Raw genomic sequence first — 22,747 nt, forward strand, 5'->3', positions numbered from 1 at the left:
ACGGGCCCGTGAGCGGGACGCGTTCCGACCTGTCGGGCTCCTCCCGTGATGTGGTGCAGGCGGGCCAGGTGAGCGGCGGCGTCCACTTCCACGCACCCGCCCCTGCCCCCGCCGATGGCGACGAACCGAAGCGCGACCGGCCTCCGAGGCCACGTCAGCTTCCCGGCGACGTACGGAACTTCGTCAATCGTACGCAGGAACTCCGCCGTCTGAACGAGGCGTTCTCCGGCGAGGGCGAGCCGTTCGTGGCGCCCGTCTGCGTGATCGTCGGCACCGCGGGCGCGGGCAAGACCTCGCTCGCGCTGCGCTGGGCGCACCAGATACGGGACCACTTCCCCGACGGGCACCTTTACGTCAACCTGCGCGGCTACGACCCGGGGGAGCCGGTCACCGCGGAGGAACTGCTGCCGCGGTTCCTGAGCGCGTTGGGGGTCGCCCCCGCGGAGGTTCCGGCCGATCCGGCGGACGCGTCCGCGCTGTACCGCTCGCTGCTGGCGGACCGCAGGATGCTGATCTTCCTGGACAACGCGGCCACCGTCGCCCAGGTCCGCCCGCTGCTGCCAGGGACAGCGCGCTGTCTGACCGTGGTGACCAGCAGGGGACGGCTGTCCGGACTCGCCGTGCGGGACGGCGCGTACCGGCTGACCCTGGGCACCCTGGACGAGGAAGAAGCCGTCGTGCTGCTGCGTGCGGTGACCTCCGGGTACCGGCCGGTCCCGGACGACGTCGACAAGCTCGTCGAGCTGTCCCGGCTGTGTGCGCGGTTGCCGCTCGCACTGCGTATCGCGGCGGAACGCGCCGCAGGGCATCCCCACATGCGACTGGACGATCTGATCGCCGATCTGCGCGACGAATCGGCGCTGTGGGACGCGCTCAGCACGGGGGACGAGGAGGAGGCCGAGGCCGTGCGCGCGGTGTTCACGTGGTCCTATCGAGCGCTGTCCCCGGATGCCGCACGGCTGTTCCGGCTGCTCGGGCTGCATCCGGGGCCCGAGTTCGGGATCGGCGCCGTCGCGGCGCTGGCGGGCGTCAGGGAGCGTGGGGCACGGCAGTTGCTGGACGTGCTGGCGGGGGCTCATCTGCTGGAGCAGACGGCACCCGACCGGTTCGCGTTCCACGATCTGCTGCGTGCCTACGCGGGGGAGTGCGCCCAGGGGGAAGAGGCCGCCGAGGAGCGCTCCGCCGCGCTGCGGAGGCTGCTGGACTGGTACGTGCGGACGGCCGACGCCGCGCAGAGCTGGATCAGACCCGCGGAGGCACACCTGGACCTGGGGGAGCCCGAGGCCCAGGTGTCACCGGCGGCCTTCACGGACTACGACCAGGCCGTGGACTGGGCCGAGCGGGAACACCCCAACTTCCTCCCGCTGGCCCGCGCGGCCGAGCGCGCCGGTCTCGACCGGTACGCCTGGCAGTTGGCCGTCGTGCTGTGGAACGCCAAGGCACCGTCCTCCCTCACGACGGACTGGCTGCCGATGGGCCGGATCGGGCTGGCCGCTGCCCGGCGGCTGGGCGACCGGCCCGCGCAGGCCCTCCTCCTGGAGGACCTCGGGTTCGCCCACACCAAGCTCAACCGGCTGGCGGAGGCGCTCGACTGCCACGGAGACGCCCTGCTCATCCGCCGCGACACGGGCGACAGGGAGGGTGAGGCCGCCTCGCTCAACGCGCTCGGGCTGGTGCACCTGCGAGGGCGGGAGCTGGCCCCGGCGGCGGAGCGACTGGAGCAGGCGGCGGCCCTCTTCACGGAACTGGGCGAGGGCCACTGGCAGACCGTCGCCGTCGCGAACCTCGCCCTCGTGCACTTCCGGGCCGGGCGGCTGGCCGAGGCGGACGAGGCGATCCACCGGGCGCTGACGGTCCACCGGGACGAAGGCGCCGCCCGGAGCGTCGGCAACGCGCTGTGGATCCTGAGCGGGATCCACCTCGACCGCGTCGAGCCGCGGCAGGCGCTGGACGCTGCGGAGGAAGCGGTGGCGCTGGCCCTGGACCTGCGCAGCAACGTGATGGAGGCGTGCTGGCTGCTGGCGCTCGGCGACGCGCAAGAAGCGCTCGGCCGCTCCGGCGACGCGCTCGTCTCCTACCACCGCTCCGCCTCGCTCCACCGGCGCCTCGGGGACCACAGCCGGGAGGCGCTCGCCTGGCAGGGGGCCGGGGCGACCTACCACCGGATCGGCCGGGTTACGGAGTCCGTCGCGTTCCACCGTCGCGCCGTGGCGGCCCACCGCGCACTCGGTGACGCGTGGAACGAGGCCGCGGCTCTCGACGGGCTGGCCCGGGCTCTGGAGATCCAGGACCCGGGCCAGGCGCGTCGGTCCTGGGCGGAGGCGCTGCGGCTCCTCGGCCGCTACGACGATCCGCGTACGGTGCGGATGCGTGCGGAGATCGACCACCGTCTCGCGACGGTCCCGGACCCGGAACCCGATCCGGCCCCGGACCCGGGCTCCGGCGACTGACCTCGCGCGCTGTCCGGCGTGCTGAGCCGGGCCCTCATGCGGGCCGATGGTGCGGGTGCGGGTGCGGGTGCGTTGGGGGCGGGGGTGGTCAGTGCTGGGCTTCCGTCAGGTCGATGTCGAGGGGGAACGGGGTCGTCAGTTTCAGTTGGTCGTGGTGGATGCTCACCGGCGCGTAGGTGCGGGTGGCGGGCTCCAGCTCGAAGACGTAGACGATCGCGCGGCCACCGTCGTTCTCGACGCGCCAGAAGTGGGGGATGCCCGCTGCGGCGTACTTACGCGGCTTGGCCTCGCGGTCGCGGGCGACGGAGTCGGGGGAGACGACCTCGGCGGCGAGGAGCACGTCCTCGGGGTGGTACGTGGTCTGTTCCGGGCCCGTGACGGCGTCCGCCCGTAGCAGCATGATGTCCGGCTCGGGGCGGTCGCCGCGGCCGAGCGTCACCGTCATCTCGCGCCTGACCTTGACTTCCGGCGGCGCACAACGTCGAAGGTGCATCACCAGCACATCGATCATGAGCGTGTGGAAGTTTGTCTGCGGACTCACGAAAACGAGGCTCCCGTCGATCAGCTCCGTGTGCGGAGGCAGATTCGGCAGCCGGTCCAGGTCGTCGGCCGTGTATCCGCCCTGGGGAGGGCGCGGCCATTCGTACTCGGGCTCGACACTCATCACTGCTGCTCCCATGAGCCGTATCGTCGCCGACGGACTCAGCGTACTCGGCCGGATTCCCCGCCTGTCCTCCGAACGGGTGAGGGGCGGGTCCGGAAGGCGGGCCTCGTCAGGCGTTGGCGTTCGCGTTTGCCGGGGCCGGGGTCTTCGACGGCGCGGGCTCCGTCGGATTGTCGGCGGGGGCGGGCTCGGGCTCAGGGGCGGGGGCGGTGTTGAGGTCGGTCAGCATCTGCTTGCTGAAGCCGAAGAAGTAGGTGGCGGTGAAGCCGACCGCGTAGCCCGCGAGCAGCCCGAGGCCGTAGATCGCGGCGATGGAGCCGAGGTCCTGGTTGCCCTTGAGGAGGGGGAACAGGGCCCAGCCCGAGGGGCCGATGGCGGTGGAGCCGACGGACGTGCCGAGCTGGTAGAAGAGGCCGACCACGCCGCCGCCGAACGCGCCGCCCACGCAGGCGGTGATGAAGGGGCGGCCGAGGGGGAGCGAGACGCCGTAGATCAGGGGCTCGCCCACGCCCAGGAATCCGGCGGGCAGCGCCGAGCGGATCGTCTTGCGGATCGACGTGTTGCGGCGCAGCCGCAGGAAGATCGCGACGGCGGCGCCGACCTGCCCCGCACCGGCCATGGCGAGGATCGGCAGCAGGATCGTGAAGCCGTCCTGCTCGATGAGGGTGGTGTGGATCGGGATGAGGGCCTGGTGCAGGCCGAGCATCACGAGGGGGAGGAAGAGCCCGCCCAGGACGAAGCCCGCGAAGGCGCCGCCGTGCTGGAGCAGCCAGTTCGCGAAGTGGCCGATGCCGGTGGAGATCTCGCCGCAGACGAACATCAGGCCGTAGAGGGTGATCAGGCCGGCGACGAGGACGGTGAGGGTGGGCGTGACGAGAACGTCGACGGCCTCCGGGACCCATCGGCGGCACCACTTCTCGACCTGTACGGCCAGCAGTGCCGCGAAGAGCGCGCCCAGCACGCCGCCCTGCCCTGGGGCGAGCTTCTGGCCGAAGGCGGAGATGTCGGCGACCCCGGCGTAGACGATGATCCCCGCGACGGCGCCGCCCAGCACCGGCGTGCCGCCGAACTCCTTGGCCGTGTTGAACCCGACGAAGACCGCGATCAGCGACATGAAGCCGGACGCGATGGCGCCCAGCGCCGGGACCAGGCCCGGGGCCCAGCCGAGGTTGGTGAGCAGGCCGTTGATGCCCGCGACGATGCCGCAGCCGATGAGGGCAGGGATGAGCGGCACGAAGATGTTGGCGATGCGGCGCAGCATGAGCTTCACGGGGGTCGCGTTGCGCTGCTTGCGGGCCGCGCGCAGGGCCGCGCCCTCCGCCGCCAGCTCCTCGGCTGTCTTGGGGCCGGTGCTCCGGTCGGGGGCCGTGTCCTTCGCGGGGTCCGTGCTGGGCGCGTCGGGCACGTCGGGCGCGTCGGACGTGTCGCTCGCCTCCGCCACCAGTGCCTCGAACTCCGGGGTGACGCGGGCTACCTTCCCGGGCCCGAGCACGATCTGGTACGTGTCGTCCTCGACGACGCCCATCACGTCGGGCAGTGCCTTCAGTGCCTCGTCCTCGACCAGGGAGCGGTCCGCGAGGCCCAGGCGCATCCGGGTCATGCAGTGGGTGACGGAGGTGACGTTCCGGGGCCCGCCCACGAGGGGCAGGATCGCCTCGGCGATCTGACGGTTCTGGTGCGTGCTGGTGCTCATGTGGTGCAGTCGCTCTTCTTTGAGGTGCAGGGGTGCGAAAGGGCGGGGGCGGGGTGGGTCGTGGGTGGCTCAGGTGTGGGCCGACTTGAGCGCGGCGCGCAGATGTCCGCCCGACGTGTCGAGAAGGCGCGCGGCCGTGGGCCCGTCCACCTCGCCGAGCACGATGAGGATGGCGTTCTTGACCTCGCCGTCGGCCTCGGTGAGCGCGGACTCGATCGTCGCGTCGTCGGCGCCGGTCGCGAGGGAGACGATGCGGCGCGAGCGGGCGCGCAGCTTCTCGTTGGACGCGCGGACGTCGACCATCAGGTTCCCGTAGGTCTTGCCCAGGCGGATCATGGTGATGGTCGAGAGCATGTTGAGGACGAGCTTCTGCGCCGTACCGGCCTTCAGCCGGGTCGAGCCCGTGAGCAGTTCGGGGCCGACGACGACCTCGATGCCGTGCTCGGCCGCCGCCGCGAGCGCGGAGCCGGCGTTGCAGGACAGGCCGATGGTGAGCGCGCCGTGCGCGGCACGCGCGTGCTCGACGGCGCCGACGGCGTACGGGGTGCGGCCCGAGGCCGAGATGCCGACGACGGTGTCGTCGCTGGTCAGGCCCATGCCGTCCAGGTCGGAAGCGGCCAGCTCCTTGCTGTCCTCGGCGCCCTCGACCGCCGTGACCATGGCGGAGGGGCCGCCCGCGATGAGGCCGACGACCTCGTCCGGGTCGGTGTTGAAGGTGGGCGGGCACTCGCTCGCGTCGAGTACGCCGAGGCGCCCGGCCGTGCCCGCGCCCGCGTAGATGAGCCGTCCGCCACGGGCCATGCGCGCGGCGGTGGCGTCGATGGCCTCGGCGATACGGGGGAGCTGCGCGGCGACGGCACCGGGCACGGTGGTGTCCTCGCCGTTCATGATGCGGGCGATCTCAAGGGTGGGGAGCTGGTCGATCTCGGCCAGCTCGCTGCGGAACGCCTCGGTGGTCAGCGTCTCCAACTGCGCGCGCAGGGCGCTGTACGTGGCGTCGGTGGGGGAGGAGGTCATGAAGGGTGCGGCTCTTTCTCGTGTCTTCTCGCGGGCGCGCCTTCGTCCCCGTATGCGCGTCGTCTCGTCGGTGTGCGGTGTGCGGTGTGCGGCTTGCGGCTCAGCGGGTGGGGCGGGGCGTGTGGCGGTGGGCGAGCGCTTCGTAGGAGGCGGAGAGCGCGGGCGCCGCCGTCTCGTACGTGCGCTGCGCGACCCCGATGAACAGGCAGTCCACCACGAGAAGCTGGCTCGTACGGCTCGACATGGCCGCCGGCCGCAGCTCGCTCTCCCGCGCCGTCGAGGTGGTCAGCACATGGTCCGCGTACTGCGCGACCTCCCCGTCGGGGCGCCCCGTGATGGCGATCGTCGTGGCGCCGTGGTCGAAGGCGACGCGCAGCGGTTCGATGACGTCGACGGTGCGGCCCGAGTGGGTGATGGCGAGCGCCACGTCGCCCGCGCGCAATTGGACCGCGTTGGTGACGGCGAGGTGCGGATCGGCGTGCGCGTGCGCGACGAAGCCGATGCGCAGCAGCTTCTGGGCGAGGTCCTGGCTCACGAGACCGGAGGCGCCGACGCCGTAGACGTCGATGCGACGCGCCGCTGCCAGCGCGGTGACGGCCGCCTCGACCTGCGCGGTGTCCAGCGCCGCCGCGGTGTCGGCGAGGGTCTGCTGCTCGTCGTGCGCGAGCTTGGCGACGACGTCGGCTATCGGATCGTCGACGGCGATGTCCGCCGTGACGGACGGCGCGGCCCCGGACTCCTGCTGCGCCGCGAGCCCCGCCAGCGCGAGGCGCAGATCGCGGTAGCCGGGGTAGCCGAGCAGCCGCGAGGTGCGGACGACGGTCGCCTCGCTGGTGCCCGTGCGCTCGGCGAGCCCTGTCACCGTGAGCTGGGCGCAGCCCGCCGGGTCACCGGCGACGGCCTCGGCGACGCGCTGCATCGAGCGGGTCATCGACGGCGCCATGGTGCGCACCTTCGCCGCGAGCGCGGCGGGGCCCGGTGGTCCGGGACGTATGCCGGAGGGGGCGGGGTCCGCCGCACCGCTGGCGAAAGTTTCCTTCAGTTTTGTCGTCACAGGTGGAAGATATTTTCGGCACGCGGCGCAGTCAAGGGTCCGGGGCACGTCGGCGGTGTGCCGGTTCGCCGGGACGCGGGCGCGCCGTGTCTGGTGCAATGGAGACATGGATCAGCTTGAGCAGGCACTTCACGCGGCGCGGGCGCTCGTGCTCGCCGATCTTGAGGCGAGCGAGGTCGCGCAGCCTGACGTGGTCTCGCTCGTCGAGGAGTCGATCACCCATCGCCGGTGGTGGGTCCAGCAGTGGCCCGAGGGCGTCGCCTTCGTGGGCGGCCTGGTCGCGCAGGACGTGCAGGACGCGCTCCTGGACCGTTACGGCCGCTGGCCGCTGTGCCCCGTGTGCGTGGGGACGGACCCGCACGCGCTGGACGTCGAACCGGAGTTGGGGGAGGACCCGCACTGGGTCTGCGTGAAGACGACGACCTCGGTCGCGCGGGTGGGGGCGCTGGGGCGGAAGCTGTGACGGTGACCCGTGCGGTGACGGTGACCCGTGCGGTGAGGGGGGTCCGTTGACGGTCTACATCGACCCGCCGGACTGGCCGGGGCACGGCCGCATGTGGTCCCACCTCGTCAGCGACATCTCCTACGACGAACTGCACACCTTCGCCGCGTCCATCGGCTGCCCGCGCCGCGCCTTCGACGGCGACCACTACGACGTCCCGAGCACGCGGTACGCCGACGCCGTGCGGGCCGGTGCGCGTGAAGTGGGCAGCAAGGAACTGCTGCGGCGCCTCACGGAGGCGGGGCTGCGGCGGCGCAAGCGTCGGGGCCCGTGACGCGGGGACGCCACGGGCAGACACCCCGCGCACGGGGGCGCGTCCCCTTTCCGGTGCGCGGCTTTCTAGGGCGCCCGATGAAGAACGGGAGCCATGATGATGGCGATCCACGCGACCATTACCGAGATCGAGAGCAAAACGCCTGCGGCGGTTCCGAATCCCGAGCCCGAATTCGCGTCTGATCGTAAAGTCCTGTACGCGTCTCTTTCGGCAGGACGACGCACACGAGAATTCTCGGGTTCCGGTGAGTGTGTGGGGGACATCGGTTCACTTCCTTGGGTTGGTGATCCGAGAGGGATACGGCTGCCGTCCGGCCCGGACGCAGACCACGCAGACCACGCACAGGACGGCGCAGGGCCGGTCCTGAGGGTGCTCCCGGTAGAGCTGGGCGTTCACTGCCCGCCCTAACGCGTCGACACGGGCCGCGAGTTCGGCGAATACGGAGACGTTGGGTTCTTCCACGGCACGCGCTACGTCTGGGACGGGGGTACGGCGTTCAGCACCGCGGTCAACTTGCGGGCGGAGTTGGCGTTACGGCGCGAGCCGTAACGTCGGGAGTTAGTCAATGGCCAAGGATCAGGAAGTCGTTGGCGCCCCCACAATGGCGGTGCTCTTCGGGCGACGTGTGTCGCGCTTGCGGCAGCGTGCTGGGCTCACGCAGGAGGAGTTGGCTGCGAAGATTTTTGTGGTGCGCACACGAATTTCTCAGATCGAGGGGGCGACAGGAGCCCGGCCCACACTCGATCTCGCGAGGAAGCTCGATGATGTGCTCGATGCTGATGGGCTACTCGTTGACCTTTGGCCATATGTCCGGCGGGAGTCGTTCCCGGACTGGTCGCAGCGCTTCATAGGTCTTTCCGCCAAGGCGTTGGAGATCCGGCAGTACGCGGCGCATGTCGTGCCCGGTCTGCTCCAGACTCCCGAATACGCCCGAGCGCTCCTTCGCGTAGGACGTACTCTGCGAAGTCAGCAGCAGCTCGACGAGAGGCTCGCGGCTCGTCTCGACAGGCAGGCTCGGCCGCGGGGGCCGGATGCGCCGGAGATGTGGGTGGTGCTGGATGAGTCGGTGCTGCGGCGTGAGGTCGGGGGCAGCGGCACCATGCGCGCGCAGATCCTCCGGCTGCTCCGTGACGGTGAGGCGGGGCAGAAGCTGACGATCCAGGTTCTGCCGTTCAGCTCAGGGGAACACTCCGCGCTCGGCGGTTCGCTCACTTTGCTCCGCATGCCGGACGGATCTCGTGTGGCATACACGGAGGGCGCGGATTCGGGTCAACTTGTGGAGGAGGCCGAGGAGGTGGAGGGTTCTGCCGCGACCTACGACCGGCTGCGAGCCTTGGCGCTCCCCTCGGCTGGGTCGGCCGACTTGCTCAGACGTAGTGGAGGAATCCCGCCGTGCTTCGCGTGCCCCGACCCGACCTGAGCGCCGCCATCTGGCGCAAGTCCAGCTACAGCAATCAGGAGGGCGGCGACTGCGTCGAGGTGGCCGACCAGTTCCCCGGCGTGGTGCCGGTGCGTGACAGCAAGCGCCCCGAGAGGGCCGTCATAGCCGTCGGCGCTGACGCCTGGAGCGCGTTCGTCGCGTCCCTCTGAGGCAGCCGGGGCCAGAGGCGCGTGCCCCTGGCCCCGCCCATAGTGCCGTCAGCGGGGTGCGTCGGCCGGGGAGAGGGACTGGGCGTCGGCGTCCGGGGTGTGGGAGGCGACGACGCGGGACGGGGAATGGGGCGCCGAACCGCCCGCGCCCTTACCCGTACCCGTGAGCGCGCCCGCCTCGCGGGTGCCCCGCGTGCGGTGGACGCGGGACGCCACCGCCGTCGCCACGACGCCCGCGGCGGCCAGCGCGGCGCCGACCCACGCGACGGCCGGGTAGCCCCAGCCCGCGCTGATGACCAGCCCGCCGAGCCAGGGCCCGAGCGTGTTGCCGATGTTGAAGGACGCCGTGGTCGTCGCACCGGCCAGCGTCGGGGCCGCGTCGGCGACGTTGAACATGCGCGCGTTCAGCGCCGGGGCCGTCGTGAAGGCCGTCACCCCGAGCAGCAGGGCCAGCGCGATCGCGGCCACCGCGCTGTGCGCGAGGAGGGCGAGCAGCGCCAGGACCGCCGTCGACGCCGCGATGCCCCCGTACATCGTGCCGAACAGGTGCGCGTCGGCGATGCGCCCGCCGATCGCGGTGCCGATCAGGCCGCCGAGCCCGAACAGCCCCAGCACGGTGGGCACCCAGCTCTCGTCCAGCCCGGCGGCGTCGGTCAGCAGCGGGCCAAGGTAGGAGAAGAGGGCGAAGACGGCGGCGGCGTTGAGGGCGATGGTGATCAGCGCGAGCCAGACCTGCTTGTCGGCGTAGATGCGCAGTTCCCTGCGCAGTCGCGGCCGGTCGTCGCCGGTCGGCACCGCCGTACGCGGGACGAGCGCGACGACCCCGACGAGGCCGACCACCGACAGCGCGGCCACGGCCCAGAACGCGGACCGCCACCCCGCGTGCTGCCCGAGCAGCGCCCCGGCGGGCACGCCCGCGATGTTGGCGACGCTGAGGCCGCCCACCATGACCGCCATCGCACGGGCCCGCGCGTTCTCGGCGACCAGCGACACGGCGACGGCCGCGCCGACGGCCCAGAAGCCCGCGCAGGCGAGGGCGCTGATGACGCGGGACGCGAAGAGGACCTCGTAGGTGGGAGCCAGCGCGCCCGCGACCTGGCCGAGCCCGAAGACCGCGAGCAGCGCGATCAGCGTCGTGCGGCGCGGCAGCCGCAGCGTGGCGGCGGCGAGCACGGGCGCGCCCACGACCATCCCGACCGCGAACGCGGAGATCAGCATCCCGGCCTGCGGTATGGAGACGTCCATGTCGCGGGCGAGGGGTTGCAGGATCCCGGACAGCATGAACTCGGACGTACCCAGGGCGAATACGGACAAGCCCAGCATGTACACCGCGAGCGGCATCCGGGTGCGGTTCTTCGCCGGGTCTTTCTCGGAACGGGTGGGGGTGGTGGCGGGTGCGGGCGCGCGGGACGGCGCGTGATCGGGATCGGCAGGCATGCCTGTCACCAACCCCGCCACCAGGACGGACATTCCTCCCGGCGCCCCCTGGACGGTTCCTTCGCCGGACCTTCGCCGGGAGTTACGTCCCGTTCACGGTGCGGCCCCGTCCCCCGTCCGGGGCCGCGTCCCCCGCGTCACCGCCTTCCGGGCAGGCGGCTCCTCCCTCGCATCTCCCTCACATCCACACCCAGTTCTGGTGCGGAGAGGTGTTGCAGGGGAACGCGCGGATCCCGTCGTTGCCGCGCCGGGCGTCCTCGACGCAGCCGCCCGTCGCGACGTTCCTCAGTTTGCTGTCGCCGTTCGCGAACGTCGTCATCTCGAACTTCTGGAAGTCGCTGCCGTTGCACGGCGCCTGGCGCAGCCCCGCCGCGCTGTCGTCCAGGCACAGGCCCGACTGCATGCTGGTGAGGGTGAACAGGCTCGGCCCCACCTCGTTCACGTCCCAGTAGTGTGCGGGCAGCCCGTTGCAGGGCAGCGAGGCGAGGCCGCCCGTGTCCTGGCCGACCAGGCATTCGCTCGTGCCCACGTTCTTGAAGCTCACCTCCTGGCCCATCGGCGCGACGTCGCTGCCGCTCTGCGCCGTGGCCGAGCCGAGGCCGAGCGAACCGGCCGCCACCAGGGCCGCGGCACCCACCGCGGCAATACGCGCACGCATACGCATGAATTCTCCCCGTCATGTGAGATCGCTGCGGGGGTGCGCACGCCGAAAACCGCCGTGAGCGGCGGCCACGGCGTCGCGTCCCCGTCCGACGTGGCACAGGTGAGCGCCACGACCATGAGCCTGTCATCGCACTCGCAACGCGGACAACGGTTCCCCGATAGGGAGCGGTGGCCGATCGATAGGGATCCCTCTATCGATCTTCTATCGATCCTCTGGCGATCGGCGTCTCGACGGGGGACCTGCGGGAGGCCTACGGGCCGCCGAGGTCGCGCAGGACGGAGCGAGCGACCTCGCGGATCAGGGCGACGTCGGGGTGGTCGCGGTTCTTGGCCGACCAGGCGAGCGCCATCGTGCAGACGGGCACGTCCGCCACGTCCCGGTAGACGACGCCAGGACGGGGATAGAAGTCGCGGGCCGAGGCGGGGAGGAAGCCGATGGCCCGGCGCTGGGAGACCACGTGCAGCACGCTCTCCACGTCCACGGCCAGCGGGCCGAAGCGGACGCGCGTGCCGTCGGGACGCGGGTCCATGGCCCAGTAGTCGCGCCACACCCGCGGGGACTCCGGCGGCATGGCCACCACGGCACGCCCTGAGAGCTGGGCCAGTGTGAGGTGCTCCTCGTCGGCCAGCGGGTCGTCGGCAGGGAGGCAGACGACGCGGGCCTCCTCGGCCAGTTCCTGGGTCTGGATCCCGGGAGGCGCGGGCGGGCGCAGGAAGGCCACGTCCACATCACCGCGGGCGAGAGCCGCGTACTGGTCGACGAAGTTGAGGCTCCGCATCCCGATCTCCAGCTCAGGGCGCCGCCTGTGCAGCTCGTCGAGGATCGCGCGCGTGTGCGGCATCGCCGGTTCGGCGGTGAGCGTGCCGATGGCGAGGCGCCCGTGGACCCCGCGCGAGCGCACCGCGGCCACGTGGCGCAGCTCGGCCATGGCCTCCGTGACGGCACGGGCCTGGGGCAGCAACGCCTCCCCGGACGGGGTGAGTTCCACGGCCCGCGAGGTGCGCACGGCCAGCCGGAGTCCCAGCCGCCGCTCCAGGGAACGGATCTGCTGGCTGAACGCGGGCTGCGTCATGAACTGCCGCTCGGCGGCGCGCCCGAAGTGCAGTTCCTCGGCCAGCGTGAGGAACAGACGCAACTGGTGGATGCTTGGGTCAGAGCCCCCGGCAGGGCCGGTGGACGTGCGCCGTGCCCTCTCACCGTCCGCTGCCATGGAGCGAACTTACCGGTCAGCCCACCGCCCCGTAAGACTCCCCTCGCCTCACCCGGCCCGCCCGGCCCGCCCGGCCCGCCCGGCCCGCCCGGTCCACCGGGCTCCTCTCACGGCTCGCGCCCGAGCAGCGCCACCAGGCGGTCCTGCGGCTTCGCCGTGTCCGGGACCTCGACGGGCGGGTCGAAGATCCCCGCGCCCTGCCAACTGCCGACCTGCGGCGCGACCCGCTCGTGGACCGTCCGCGCCAGCTCGTCCGGGATGACGGTCCCGCTCACGCCGATGCCGCGCGCCAGGTCCCAGCCGTGCACGGCGAGGTCCGTGGTCATCTGCCACCCGTAGTCGGCCGCGGGGATCCGGCCGCCCGTGACGTGCACCTGCCCCTCCAGCGCGCCGTCCCTGTGGAACGCCTCCCGCGACCCCTTCGCGGCCTTCTCCCAGGCCCGTACCGGGTCGTCGCCGACCACGTCCCCGTCGAACCGGTCCCCGACCTCCTCCAGTGTCGAGCCGCCGAGCAGGTAGGGGGCCCAGAGGTGTTCGCTGACGAGGTGGTTGACCAGGTCCCTGACGGACCAGTCGGTGCAGGGCGTCCCGTCGTCCCACTGGTCGTCCCCGGCCCGGTGCACCAGCCGGTCGAACTCGTCGAGGGCCGTGTCGTAGGCGTCGATCAGCCGCATGCCTTCGTGGGTGCTTTCGCGTGTGCCTTCGGATGTTCCTTCGTCGCGTGCCATGTGTCCATGGTGCGACGGGCTCCGCTTCCCGGCAGCCCGGCAGCCCGGCAGCCCGGCAGCCCGGACGCCCTGGGCCTCGGGAGCCCGGTGCCGTCACTCGTCCGTGGCCGCCGTCAGCAGCTCCAGCTCGGTGCCCACGTTCCGCCGCGCCACGCGTTCCCAGTGCTCCTGCGCGTACGGAGTGCGGAAGAGCCGTGGCAGGCCGAGGAGTTGACGCAGCACGTCGGCGCGGCCCGCGCGGAACGCGTCGTCGGGGACGAAGGCGTACTCCTGGCGCACGGCGGCGGCGTAGCGCGCGTACTCCTCGGGCGATCCGGCCAGCACGGCCAGATCCGCGTCGCACAGCAGCTCGCCGCCCGCGTCGCCGGGCTCCGGGTCGTGCGTGACGGTGAGCCGGACGAGGCGCGCCGTCTCGGCCGTACGCGCCTCGGACACCCCCGCCTCGGGAAGGGCCAGCTCGGCCAGGCGGGCGCTGCGCTCCTCGTTCTCGCTGCGGTCGGGGCGGTACACGGCGTCGTGGAACCAGGCGGCCAGCAGGACCGCGTCTACGTCGGCGCCGGGGGAGTGCGGGGCCAGCTCGTCGACGCGGTTGAGGACGTGGAGCAGATGCTCGGTCGTGTGGTACTCCCGCTGTGGCTCGCTCCAGCGGGCGAGGAGGTTCTCGCCGTACGGGTAGGGGTCCGGGTCCTGTGCTCCGTCGCGGGCGCTGACGAGCAGCGCCGCCCAGCGGGAGAGCAGGCTGTCGTGGACTTCGTGGTGCGCCTCGGTCGTAGCCATGGGAACAATTGTGTTCCGTGATGATCGGCGTCTTCCAGGGCTGACCGGGGTATGGCAGGCTTTGTTATATGTCTAGACCAATTCTTGAGGTAATCGCCCTCGACGCTGACGACGCGCGCGCCGCGCAGGCCGGAGGCGCCGACCGCCTTGAACTGGTCACCGACATCGCCGCCGACGGCCTCACGCCCTCCCGTGAGACCGTCGCCTCGGTCCGCGCGGCCGTCGGCATCCCCGTGCGCGTGATGCTCCGCGCCTCGGACGGCTTCTCGTCGGGGGGCGAGGAGGCGGTCGAGGCGCTGTGCGCACGGGCGACGGCACTGCGGGCCGAGGGCGCGGAGGAGTTCGTGCTCGGCTTCCTCGACGAGGCGGGCCAGCCCGACCTGCCCGCCGTCGAGGCGCTGGCCGAGGCGGTACGGGGCTGCCGCTGGACCTTCCACCGCGCCATCGACAGGGCGGCCGACCGCGACGGGCTGCGCAAGCGGCTCGCGGACGTGCCGGGGCTCGACGCGTACCTCACGGCGGGCTCGGCCGACGGCGTCGACGACGGGCTGGAGACGCTGCGCGCCGAGGCCGCCCGCACGGCCGCGGGTGAGCCCGGCTACGAGCAGACCCTGATGGTCGGGGGCGGGCTGCGCCTGGACCATGTGGCGGGGCTGCGCGCCGAGGGCGTCCACGCCTTCCATATCGGCGGCGCCGCGCGACCGCACGGCTGGGGCTCGCCCGTCGAGGCGGCGCGGGTGCGGGAGTGGCGCGCGGCGCTGGGCGGCTGAGGGTTCGGGCGGCGGGGCGGCCGGGCGGCTGGGCGATGGGGCCGCTGAGCTGCGAGGCTGCGGGATGGTCCCTGGGTCGGAGGGCCCGTAGCCGGGGCGGGGAATAGTGCGGTGGGCGGCGGGGTTCCAGGGGCTAGTTGAACGATAAACTACCTGGGTGGTGAAGAGGATCATGCAGTTCGGGATCTTCACGGTCGGCGACGTCACCGCCGACCCGACGACGGGCCGGACCCCGACCGAGCACGAGCGGATCAAGGCCATGGTGGCCATCGCGAAGAAGGCCGAGGAGGTCGGCCTGGACGTCTTCGCGACCGGCGAGCACCACAACCCGCCGTTCGTGCCGTCCTCACCCACCACGATGCTGGGCTACGTGGCCGCGCAAACGGAGAGGCTGATCCTCTCCACGTCCACGACGCTGATCACCACCAACGACCCGGTGAAGATCGCCGAGGACTTCGCGATGCTCCAGCACCTGGCAGACGGCCGGGTGGACCTGATGATGGGCCGTGGCAACACCGGGCCCGTCTACCCCTGGTTCGGCAAGGACATCCGGCAGGGCATCCCGCTGGCCATCGAGAACTACGCGCTGCTGCACAAGCTGTGGACCGAGGACGTCGTGGACTGGGAGGGCCGCTTCCGCACGCCCCTCCAGGGCTTCACCTCCACGCCGCGCCCGCTGGACGGGGTCGCCCCGTTCGTCTGGCACGGCTCCATCCGCAGCCCGGAGATCGCGGAGCAGGCGGCGTACTACGGAGACGGGTTCTTCGCGAACAACATCTTCTGGCCGAAGGAGCACTTCCAGCGGCTGATCGAGCTGTACAGGAAGCGCTACGCGCACTACGGGCACGGCACGCCCGAGCAGGCGTACGTCGGGCTCGGCGGCCAGGCGTTCATGCGGAAGAACTCGCAGGACGCGGTGCGCGAGTTCCGCCCGTACTTCGACAACGCGCCCGTCTACGGGCACGGCCCGTCGCTGGAGGAGTTCACCGACCAGACGCCGCTGACCGTCGGCAGCCCGCAGGAGGTCATCGAGAAGACCCTCACCTTCCGCGAGTCCTTCGGCGACTACCAGCGCCAGCTCTTCCTGATGGACCACGCGGGGCTGCCGCTGAAGACGGTCCTGGAGCAGCTCGACCTGCTCGGCGAGGAGGTCGTGCCGGTGCTGCGAGAGGAGTTCGCCGCCGGGCGCCCGGCGGAGGTCCCGGAGGGGCCGACGCACGCGGCGCGGGTCGCGTCGGCGGGCACGTCGGCGAGCACGGGCGCGGCGGTGGGCGCGACGCCGGGGGCCTGACGCCCAGGCCGGTCGGCCCGTACGCATACGTACACGTACACGCAAAGACATCAGCGGGAAAGGACGCACACGATGGAACCCCTGAGGCTCGTCGCCGTATCGGCCGGGCTGAGCCAGCCCTCCTCCACCCGGCTCCTCGCGGACCGGCTGGCGGAGGCGGCCAGGGAGCGCCTGGACGACGGCAGCCGTACGGTCGAGGTGCGCGTGGTCGAGCTGCGCGACCTGGCGTCGGACATCGCCCACAACATGCTCACCGGCTTCCCGGCGCCCGCGCTGCGCGAGGCGGTGGAGGCGGTCACGGAGGCCGACGGGCTGATCGCCGTCACGCCCGTCTTCACGGCGTCCTACAGCGGGCTGTTCAAGTCGTTCTTCGACGTCATCGACAACACCGCGCTGGCCGCCAAGCCCGTCCTCGTCGCGGCGACGGGCGGCACCCCGCGCCACTCGCTGGTCCTGGACCACGCGATGCGTCCCCTCTTCTCGTACCTGCGCGCCGTCGTGGTGCCCACGGGCGTGTACGCCGCGTCCGAGGACTGGGGCGGAGGTACGGGGGAGGAGGGACTGCACGCGCGTATCGACAGGGCGGCGGGCGAGCTGGCCCTGCTGATGCGGGGCCGTGGTGCGGGTGCGAGCGCGGGTGCGGGTGCGGGTGCCGGGGTGGACGCGTACGACCCCGACGCGGTCGTCCCCTTCGAGGAACAGCTCGCGGCGCTGCGCCCGACGGGCTGACCGTACGGCGGACGGAACTGGACACTTCCGTCACGGCGTCCCCTCCCGCAACGGAACCATTGGGAGAACCATCGGCAGGGGGCTGATCCGCATGGCGGCGCGCAGTGGGACGAGGACCGGGCACGGCAAGGGCGCCAGGAGCGCACGGGTCACGGTGGCGCTCGCCGTGGCCGCCGTGCCCCTGCTGGCCGGGGGCGGCTCCGCCTCCGCTTCGGCAGGGGCGGGCGCCGGACCCGTCGACGACATGGCGTACCAGCGCGTCCTCGCCGACCCCGACCCGGACGCCGACGAGATCATCGACGCCGCCGGGGCCCCGAGCGAGGTCGCCCGCGCCACGGACGGGTCGCTGCTGCTCGCCTACTACCTGCGCGACCAGGAGGGTGGCGAGGACGGCGCCGTCGCCTGGCGCGTCTACGGCCCGGACGGCGAGGAGACCGCCGAGCACGGGCAGGCGGGCTACCGGTACTGGCGGGTCCATGGGGTCGGGGGCGGGTTCGTGTTCGCGCCGAAGGCGGAGACCGAGGGCTTCTTCTTCGACGTGAGCGGCCACGCGCGCGAGCTGCGCACCGAGGACGGCGCGCGGGCCGTGCGCAAGGGAGACGTGCTGGTCAACGAGCTGGAGCCGACCGTCGCCTATCGCCCGTCGTCCCGCACCCTCGCCCCGCTCGGCGGGCTGCCGGACGACAACCAGCACGCGGCCGTCGACCGCGCCGGCACCACGTGGTCGGTGCCGATGTGGGGCGAGAAGGACGCGTCCGTCGCCTGGCTGACGGCGAAGGGGGCCGAGGGGGAGCGCGGGCGGCACACGTTCGGGCTGCCGGAAGGCACCGCGCCGCAGGAGTTCGCCGCCGACGGCGGCACGGCAGCCGTCACACTCGCCGAGGACGAGACGGCGCCCGACCCGCACGTGCGCGCCCTCGTCCTGACGACGGACGCGGGCGCCACCTGGCGCACCCTCACGGACTCATCGCGGCTCCCCCTCTCCTCCCTGACCGACCCCGCCCTGACCGCGCTGCGCGACGGCCGCCTCCTGATCGGCGAGCGCGACGCGGGCTACTGGCTGGCCGACACCCCCGCCAACGCCTCCTTCCACCGACTGGAGACGCCCGTCGCCTTCGACAAGGTCGTCCCCCTCGGCCGGACGCTCTACGGGATCGCCGACGGCGAGGGCATGTGGACCTCGAAGGACGGCGGACGGAACTGGGCCCCGTACGAGGAGGCGTGAGGCCGCTTCCTGGACACTGAGAAGGCCGTCGTCGGCGAAACGGGCACGGCGGTGACGGCGGACGGCACGACGGGAGCGCGAAGGCCACGTGACACGGAACGGACTGCTGCTGGGCATCGACATCGGCACGTCGTCGTCCAAGGGGGTGCTGGTCGATGCGGCGGACGGGACGCTCGTCGCCGAGGCCGTGCGCGAGCACCGTACGGAGACGCCGCGACCCGGCTGGTTCGAGCACGACGCGGAAACGGTCTGGTGGCACGACCTGCGGGCCCTCGCGAGGGAGCTGTGCGAGGGCGTGACCGCGCTGGCCGGGGTCTGCGTCAGCGGGATCGGCCCCTGCCTCCTCCCGGCCGACGCGCACGGCACACCGCTGCGCCCCGCCGTCCTCTACGGCGTCGACACCCGCGCGGGCGACCAGATCGCCGCGCAGACCGCGCGCTACGGCGCACAGCGTGTCCTGGAGCGCTGCGGTTCGCCGCTGACCAGCCAGGCCGTCGGCCCGAAGCTGGCGTGGCTGCGGGAGCGGGAACCCGAGGTGTACGCGCGCACCCGCCGCTGGTACATGGCGAGTTCATGGCTCGTCCACCGCCTGACGGACCCCTCTGGCTCCGGTTCGGGTCAGGGGGCCGGGGGCGCGTACGTGCTGGACCACCACTCGGCCAGCCAGTGCACCCCGCTCTACGACCTGCGCGAGCGCGCCTGGATCGAGGACTGGCGCGAAGAGATCGCGCCGGGCCTGGAGTGGCCCGAGCTGGTGTGGCCCTCCGACGTCGTGGGAGAGGTGTCGGCGGCGGCGTCCGAGGCCACCGGCATCCCGGCCGGTACGCCGGTCACGGCGGGCACCGTCGACGCCTGGTCCGAGGCCACGGCCGTGGGCGCGACGGGCACCGGCGACCTGATGCTGATGTACGGCACGACGATGTTCCTGGTGAACGTGGTCCCCGAGCCGGTGCCCGACGCCCGCCTGTGGTCGACGGCGGGCGCCTTCGAGGGCACGTACTGCCTCGCGGGCGGCATGGCCACCTCGGGCGCGGTGACGTCCTGGCTGCGCGACCTCACGGGCGCGGACTACGCCACGCTGACCGCCGAGGCGGCCGAACTGCCGCCCGGCGCCGAGGGGCTGCTGATGCTGCCGTACTTCGCGGGGGAGCGCACCCCGCGCTTCGACCCCGACGCGCGGGGCGTCATCGCGGGGCTCACTCTGCGGCACGGACGCGCGCACCTGTACCGGGCCGCGCTGGAGGCCACGGCCTTCGGCGTACGGCACAACCTGGCCGCGATGACCGAGGCGGGCGGCGACCCGCGCAGACTCGTCGCGGTGGGCGGCGGGGCACGCGAGCTGTGGACGCGGATCGTCTCCGACGTCACGGGCCGCGAGCAGCAGGTGCCGCGCTACACCGTCGGCGCCGCCTACGGCGACGCGTTCCTCGCCGCCGTGGGCGTCGGCCTCGCCCATCGCGAGGACATCACCACGTGGAACCCCATCGAATCCACGGTCACCCCCGACCCGGCACACGGCCCCACCTACGCCGCGCTCTACGACCACTACCTGAACCTGTACGAGCAGACAGAGGCCACCGTGCACGCCCTGGCTGCCTCGGCCCGCTCCTGACGCGGGTTCGGTTCGTGGCGTGGTTCAGGCCGGGGCGGCGCGGCGGTCCGTGACGAGGAAGTCGTCGAGGATGCCGGGTGCTGCCGCGTGGGCGAAGGCGACGGCGTCGTGGGCCGACATGTCCGGTATTCGGTAGCCGTCCTCGCCACCGGCCACCCCGGCCGTGACCGAGAGCAGCCCCGCACGCCGGGACAGCGGTGTTCCGGTGAACGTCCAGGAGAGGACCGACTCGCGGCGCAGGGCGACGAGGTCCCGGCTGAACGTGCCGGACCTGATCAGCAGCCGTGACCCGGCCACGCCGTGCCCGAGCCCCCGTGCGGCGTCCCGGGCCAGCCACCAGCCCGCCGGTACGGCGACGGCCGCGTACCCCCAGGCGCAGTGCCACAGCACGCCCACGTCCAGGAGCGCGGCGAGCAGTGCCAGGACGGCGGACACGGGTGCGACGGCCCAGCCCAGGCCGCGCAGCAGGCGGCGCCGGAAGGCGGGGCGCGGATGCGGGGTCAGCCGGGGCGCGGCCCCCGAGCCCGCGTCCGGCCGGTTCGGCGCCGGCGCCTCCGGTGTGCCGCCGGGAGGGGTGAGCACGGCCGCGCAGATGCCCAGTGCCTCCGTCCGCGAGGCCGGTGGCAGCAGCACGCTGCGGGAGCGGTTTTCCTCGCGGTTGCCGAGGCCGCCCGCGATGGCCCGTACGGACGCGCCGCCCGCCGCGCGCAGCAGCAACGGCTCCCGCAGGGCCACCCCGTGCAGCCGGGTGCGTTCGATGGAGACGGAGCGGGTGGTCAGCAGTCCGCGCCGGATGCGCAGCGTCGCGGGCCCGGTCCACTCCAGGCGGTACCGCCACCAGTTCTCGGCCGCGAGCACGACGGCTCCCACGGCGCCGATGAGCGCGGTGACCAGCAGCGCGGCGGGCGCGAGCAGCCAGGGGGAGCCGCCCACGGCGGTGGCGGCCCGGCGCACGGGGCCCAGGCGCCACGGCTCGACGCCCATGCCGTCGAGCACGCGCCAGGCCGTGCCGAGCACGGTGAGGACGCCGCCGAACACCCAGAACGTGAGCGGTGCGTAGCGGAGCCTGCGCCAGTCCGCCGTGGCGAGCACGGTGTCCGACGCGGGCGCGGGCGCGGATGCGGACGTGGACGCGGCCCCGTCGGCCCCGGCGCCGGTCTCCGTCCCCGCTCCTGCCGTCCCCGCTCCTGCCGTGCGCGCGGGGTGGGCGAGCAGGGACTCCCTGAGCCGTTCGGCGTCGGCCCGGGTGAGCGCCTCCAGCCGCAGCTCACCGCTCGCCCCGGTCCCCGAACCACCGCCGCTCGCGCTGCCCGCCGTGCCGACCCGCAGGACGGTCAGGCCGAAGAGGCGGTGCACCGGATGCGCGTACAGATCGATGCTGCGGACGCGGTGCAGCGGCACGCGGCGCAGGCTCCGGCCGAGCAGTCCCGTGCGCAGCTCGAAGGCGGTGTCCGTGACGCGGTAGCGCGTCGTGCGCCAGCGGGCCAGACCGAGCGCCGTGATCACCAGGAAGGTGGCCGCGACCGAGCCGAGCGTGATCCAGGTGCCCGCCGAGACCCGTCCTCCCCCGAGCGCGACGGTGGCCGGCGTGGAGGCGAGGGGAGCGGCCAGCCAGCTCACGTGGACCGCGAGGGTGCGCGGGTCGGGCGCGTGCCATGTGCCCTCCGAGGTGTCCGAGGTGTCCGGGGCCGCCGTGCCGTCGCCCGCGGCCTTCGTGGCGCTCACGCGGCGTCCCCCGGGGTGAGCTGGGCCGCGGCGCCGATGCGGCGCGCGAGTTCCCCGGCCTCGGCCGCGGCGAGTCCGGCGATACGGACGTCGCCCGCCGTCGACGCGGTGGTCACGGTGACGGTGGCCAGCCCGAACATCCGCTGGAGCGGGCCGTGCACGGTGTCCACGGTCTGCACCCGCGAGAGCGGGGTGATGCGGTGCTTCTGCCAGTACCAGCCGCTGACCGCGTAGACCGCCTGCCCGCCCAGCTCCCACGCGTGCACGCGGCGCCGCATGGCGGGCATGACCCCCGCGTACGCGAGTGCCGGGGCAACGAGCACGGCCAGCAGCAGCGGGCCGAGCCAGCCGAGGGCGCCGGGGAAGAAGAGCAGCGCGAGCACGAACAGCGTCGCCGCGACGAGCAGCGCGGGTCCCGAGAACACGGCCCACGCCTGCGCCGTCCACCAGCGCCAGGCCCGCGGATCGGCCCGGTGCCGGGGCTGCCGCAGCCGTAGCTGAGCCTGTGGCTGTGTCTGTGCGTGCACCTGTGGCCGTGCGTGTGCTGGGTCGTGTGCCCTCGCGGACATGGTGGTTCCCCCGTCTGTCATCTGCTTGACCGGCTCTGCTTGCTCTTATCAAGTCATCGGTATTGGAAAGGCCATGGGTTAAAGTATTCCAATACAACGGACTTGTAAAGCGCGGACCGGAGAACAGCGGGAGGAGGCGCAGGGCTTGCCGAAGCAGGTGGACCACGAGGCGCGCCGCAGGAAGATCGCGGAGGCCCTGTGGCAGATCGCCAGCACCCGGGGCCTGGAAGGCACCAGGCTGCGGGACGTGGCGGCGGCGGCGGACATCTCGCTGGGCCAGCTCCAGCACTACTTCACGAGCAAGGACGAGATGCTCACGTTCGCCCTCGGCCACATCGAGGAACTGGCCGAGCAGCGGATACGGCAGCGCATTGCGGCGCTGCCGGGGGAGCCCGCGCCGTACGACGTGCTGCGCGAGTCACTCGCGGAGATGCTGCCGCTGGACGAGAAGAGCCGCACCGGCAACCTCGTCCAGATCGCCTACTTCGTACGCGCCGTCCACGACGAGGAGACGCGGAAGAAGGCGCAGGAGGGCATCCCCGCGCTGCGGGGGTTCTTCGCCTCGTTGCTGAGGGAGGGGCAGGAGCGGGGGGAGGTCGCGGACGGCAGGGACGTGGACGCTGAGGCGATGCTGTTGATCGGGCTCGTCGACGGCCTCACCAGCTACGTGCTGCTCGACGTGCTCACCCCGGACGCCGCCCTCGCCCTCCTGGACCACCACTTGAGCGGCCTCTTCTCGTCCCCCTCGGCCCCCGCGACCCCCTGA

The 22,747-nt window shown here is 72.7% G+C and carries 22 protein-coding genes; 11 read left to right on the top strand and 11 right to left on the bottom strand.

All coding sequences use genetic code 11. The features are described from left to right. Nucleotides 1–8 precede the first annotated feature (8 nt). Nucleotides 9–2,450, top strand: coding sequence for an ATP-binding protein (locus ACWGJ2_RS06005; protein WP_453344747.1), 2,442 nt, complete (start codon nucleotides 9–11; stop codon nucleotides 2,448–2,450). A gap of 88 nt (nucleotides 2,451–2,538) precedes the next feature. Here ACWGJ2_RS06005 and ACWGJ2_RS06010 read toward each other — a convergent pair whose 3' ends face one another. The 4 genes from ACWGJ2_RS06010 to ACWGJ2_RS06025 form a co-directional block, all read right to left on the bottom strand. Then, nucleotides 2,539–3,129, bottom strand: a complete 591-nt coding sequence (locus ACWGJ2_RS06010) for a Uma2 family endonuclease (RefSeq protein WP_453344748.1) — start codon at nucleotides 3,127–3,129, stop codon at nucleotides 2,539–2,541. 94 nt (nucleotides 3,130–3,223) lie between these two features. Continuing rightward, nucleotides 3,224–4,807 (bottom strand): PTS transporter subunit EIIC, encoded by a 1,584-nt coding sequence (locus ACWGJ2_RS06015; protein WP_453344749.1) that lies wholly within the window; start codon nucleotides 4,805–4,807, stop codon nucleotides 3,224–3,226. Between the two features lie 69 nt (nucleotides 4,808–4,876). Next, nucleotides 4,877–5,824, bottom strand: coding sequence for an N-acetylmuramic acid 6-phosphate etherase (gene murQ, locus ACWGJ2_RS06020; protein WP_453344750.1), 948 nt, complete (start codon nucleotides 5,822–5,824; stop codon nucleotides 4,877–4,879). Nucleotides 5,825–5,924: 100 nt separating this feature from the next. Further along, a complete protein-coding gene (locus ACWGJ2_RS06025; RefSeq protein WP_453344751.1) occupies nucleotides 5,925–6,878 on the bottom strand; it encodes a MurR/RpiR family transcriptional regulator in 954 nt (317 codons plus the stop codon). 106 nt (nucleotides 6,879–6,984) lie between these two features. Between ACWGJ2_RS06025 and ACWGJ2_RS06030 the strand changes: the two genes are divergently transcribed. The 4 genes from ACWGJ2_RS06030 (at nucleotide 6,985) to ACWGJ2_RS06045 (ending at nucleotide 9,244) form a co-directional block, all read left to right on the top strand. Continuing rightward, a complete protein-coding gene (locus tag ACWGJ2_RS06030; RefSeq protein ID WP_453344752.1) occupies nucleotides 6,985–7,341 on the top strand; it encodes a hypothetical protein in 357 nt (118 codons plus the stop codon). 46 nt (nucleotides 7,342–7,387) lie between these two features. Continuing rightward, nucleotides 7,388–7,654 (top strand): DUF4031 domain-containing protein, encoded by a 267-nt coding sequence (locus ACWGJ2_RS06035; protein WP_453344753.1) that lies wholly within the window; start codon nucleotides 7,388–7,390, stop codon nucleotides 7,652–7,654. A 565-nt stretch (nucleotides 7,655–8,219) separates the two neighbouring features. Continuing rightward, nucleotides 8,220–9,074 carry a helix-turn-helix domain-containing protein gene (locus ACWGJ2_RS06040; protein ID WP_453344754.1) on the top strand — a complete coding sequence of 285 codons (855 nt, stop codon included), beginning with the start codon at nucleotides 8,220–8,222 and terminating at the stop codon, nucleotides 9,072–9,074. Then, nucleotides 9,056–9,244, top strand: a complete 189-nt coding sequence (locus ACWGJ2_RS06045; RefSeq protein ID WP_453344755.1) for a DUF397 domain-containing protein — start codon at nucleotides 9,056–9,058, stop codon at nucleotides 9,242–9,244. Before ACWGJ2_RS06040 ends, ACWGJ2_RS06045 begins: the two co-directional genes overlap by 19 nt. A 48-nt stretch (nucleotides 9,245–9,292) precedes the next feature. Here ACWGJ2_RS06045 and ACWGJ2_RS06050 read toward each other — a convergent pair whose 3' ends face one another. The 5 genes from ACWGJ2_RS06050 to ACWGJ2_RS06070 all read right to left on the bottom strand — a co-directional run bounded on the left by ACWGJ2_RS06050 (nucleotide 9,293) and on the right by ACWGJ2_RS06070 (nucleotide 14,060). Continuing rightward, a complete protein-coding gene (locus ACWGJ2_RS06050) occupies nucleotides 9,293–10,585 on the bottom strand; it encodes a Cmx/CmrA family chloramphenicol efflux MFS transporter (RefSeq protein WP_453344894.1) in 1,293 nt (430 codons plus the stop codon). Between the two features lie 274 nt (nucleotides 10,586–10,859). After that, entirely contained in the window at nucleotides 10,860–11,339 is a 480-nt protein-coding gene (locus ACWGJ2_RS06055; protein WP_453344756.1) for an RICIN domain-containing protein, read from the bottom strand. A 256-nt stretch (nucleotides 11,340–11,595) separates the two neighbouring features. Beyond that, complete coding sequence (locus tag ACWGJ2_RS06060; RefSeq protein ID WP_453344757.1) at nucleotides 11,596–12,555, bottom strand: LysR family transcriptional regulator; 960 nt, start codon at nucleotides 12,553–12,555, stop codon at nucleotides 11,596–11,598. A 107-nt stretch (nucleotides 12,556–12,662) separates the two neighbouring features. Continuing rightward, nucleotides 12,663–13,283, bottom strand: coding sequence for a TIGR03086 family metal-binding protein (locus tag ACWGJ2_RS06065; protein ID WP_453344758.1), 621 nt, complete (start codon nucleotides 13,281–13,283; stop codon nucleotides 12,663–12,665). Nucleotides 13,284–13,376: 93 nt separating this feature from the next. Next, nucleotides 13,377–14,060: an HD domain-containing protein gene (locus tag ACWGJ2_RS06070; RefSeq protein WP_453344759.1), complete on the bottom strand. Its 684-nt coding sequence runs from the start codon at nucleotides 14,058–14,060 to the stop codon at nucleotides 13,377–13,379. Between the two features lie 68 nt (nucleotides 14,061–14,128). Between ACWGJ2_RS06070 and ACWGJ2_RS06075 the strand changes: the two genes are divergently transcribed. The 5 genes from ACWGJ2_RS06075 (at nucleotide 14,129) to ACWGJ2_RS06095 (ending at nucleotide 19,687) form a co-directional block, all read left to right on the top strand. Beyond that, nucleotides 14,129–14,830 carry a copper homeostasis protein CutC gene (locus tag ACWGJ2_RS06075; RefSeq protein WP_453344760.1) on the top strand — a complete coding sequence of 234 codons (702 nt, stop codon included), beginning with the start codon at nucleotides 14,129–14,131 and terminating at the stop codon, nucleotides 14,828–14,830. 172 nt (nucleotides 14,831–15,002) lie between these two features. Beyond that, nucleotides 15,003–16,121, top strand: a complete 1,119-nt coding sequence (locus ACWGJ2_RS06080; protein WP_453344895.1) for an LLM class flavin-dependent oxidoreductase — start codon at nucleotides 15,003–15,005, stop codon at nucleotides 16,119–16,121. 72 nt (nucleotides 16,122–16,193) lie between these two features. Further along, nucleotides 16,194–16,850 carry an FMN reductase gene (locus tag ACWGJ2_RS06085; RefSeq protein WP_453344761.1) on the top strand — a complete coding sequence of 219 codons (657 nt, stop codon included), beginning with the start codon at nucleotides 16,194–16,196 and terminating at the stop codon, nucleotides 16,848–16,850. A 91-nt stretch (nucleotides 16,851–16,941) separates the two neighbouring features. Then, entirely contained in the window at nucleotides 16,942–18,075 is a 1,134-nt protein-coding gene (locus tag ACWGJ2_RS06090; RefSeq protein ID WP_453344762.1) for a hypothetical protein, read from the top strand. 88 nt (nucleotides 18,076–18,163) lie between these two features. After that, nucleotides 18,164–19,687: an FGGY-family carbohydrate kinase gene (locus ACWGJ2_RS06095; RefSeq protein ID WP_453344763.1), complete on the top strand. Its 1,524-nt coding sequence runs from the start codon at nucleotides 18,164–18,166 to the stop codon at nucleotides 19,685–19,687. Nucleotides 19,688–19,711: 24 nt separating this feature from the next. On the opposite strand, the gene ACWGJ2_RS06100 is transcribed toward ACWGJ2_RS06095, so the two are convergent. Beyond that, nucleotides 19,712–21,412 carry a PH domain-containing protein gene (locus ACWGJ2_RS06100; RefSeq protein ID WP_453344764.1) on the bottom strand — a complete coding sequence of 567 codons (1,701 nt, stop codon included), beginning with the start codon at nucleotides 21,410–21,412 and terminating at the stop codon, nucleotides 19,712–19,714. Beyond that, on the bottom strand, nucleotides 21,409–21,981 hold the full coding sequence (locus ACWGJ2_RS06105; protein ID WP_453344765.1) for a PH domain-containing protein: 573 nt from the start codon (nucleotides 21,979–21,981) through the stop codon (nucleotides 21,409–21,411). Before ACWGJ2_RS06105 ends, ACWGJ2_RS06100 begins: the two co-directional genes overlap by 4 nt. 145 nt (nucleotides 21,982–22,126) lie before the next feature. On the opposite strand from ACWGJ2_RS06105, the gene ACWGJ2_RS06110 reads away from it, so the two are divergent. Then, entirely contained in the window at nucleotides 22,127–22,747 is a 621-nt protein-coding gene (locus ACWGJ2_RS06110) for a TetR/AcrR family transcriptional regulator (RefSeq protein WP_453344766.1), read from the top strand.

It is taken from the genome of Streptomyces sp. NPDC054796 (genome assembly GCF_053611545.1).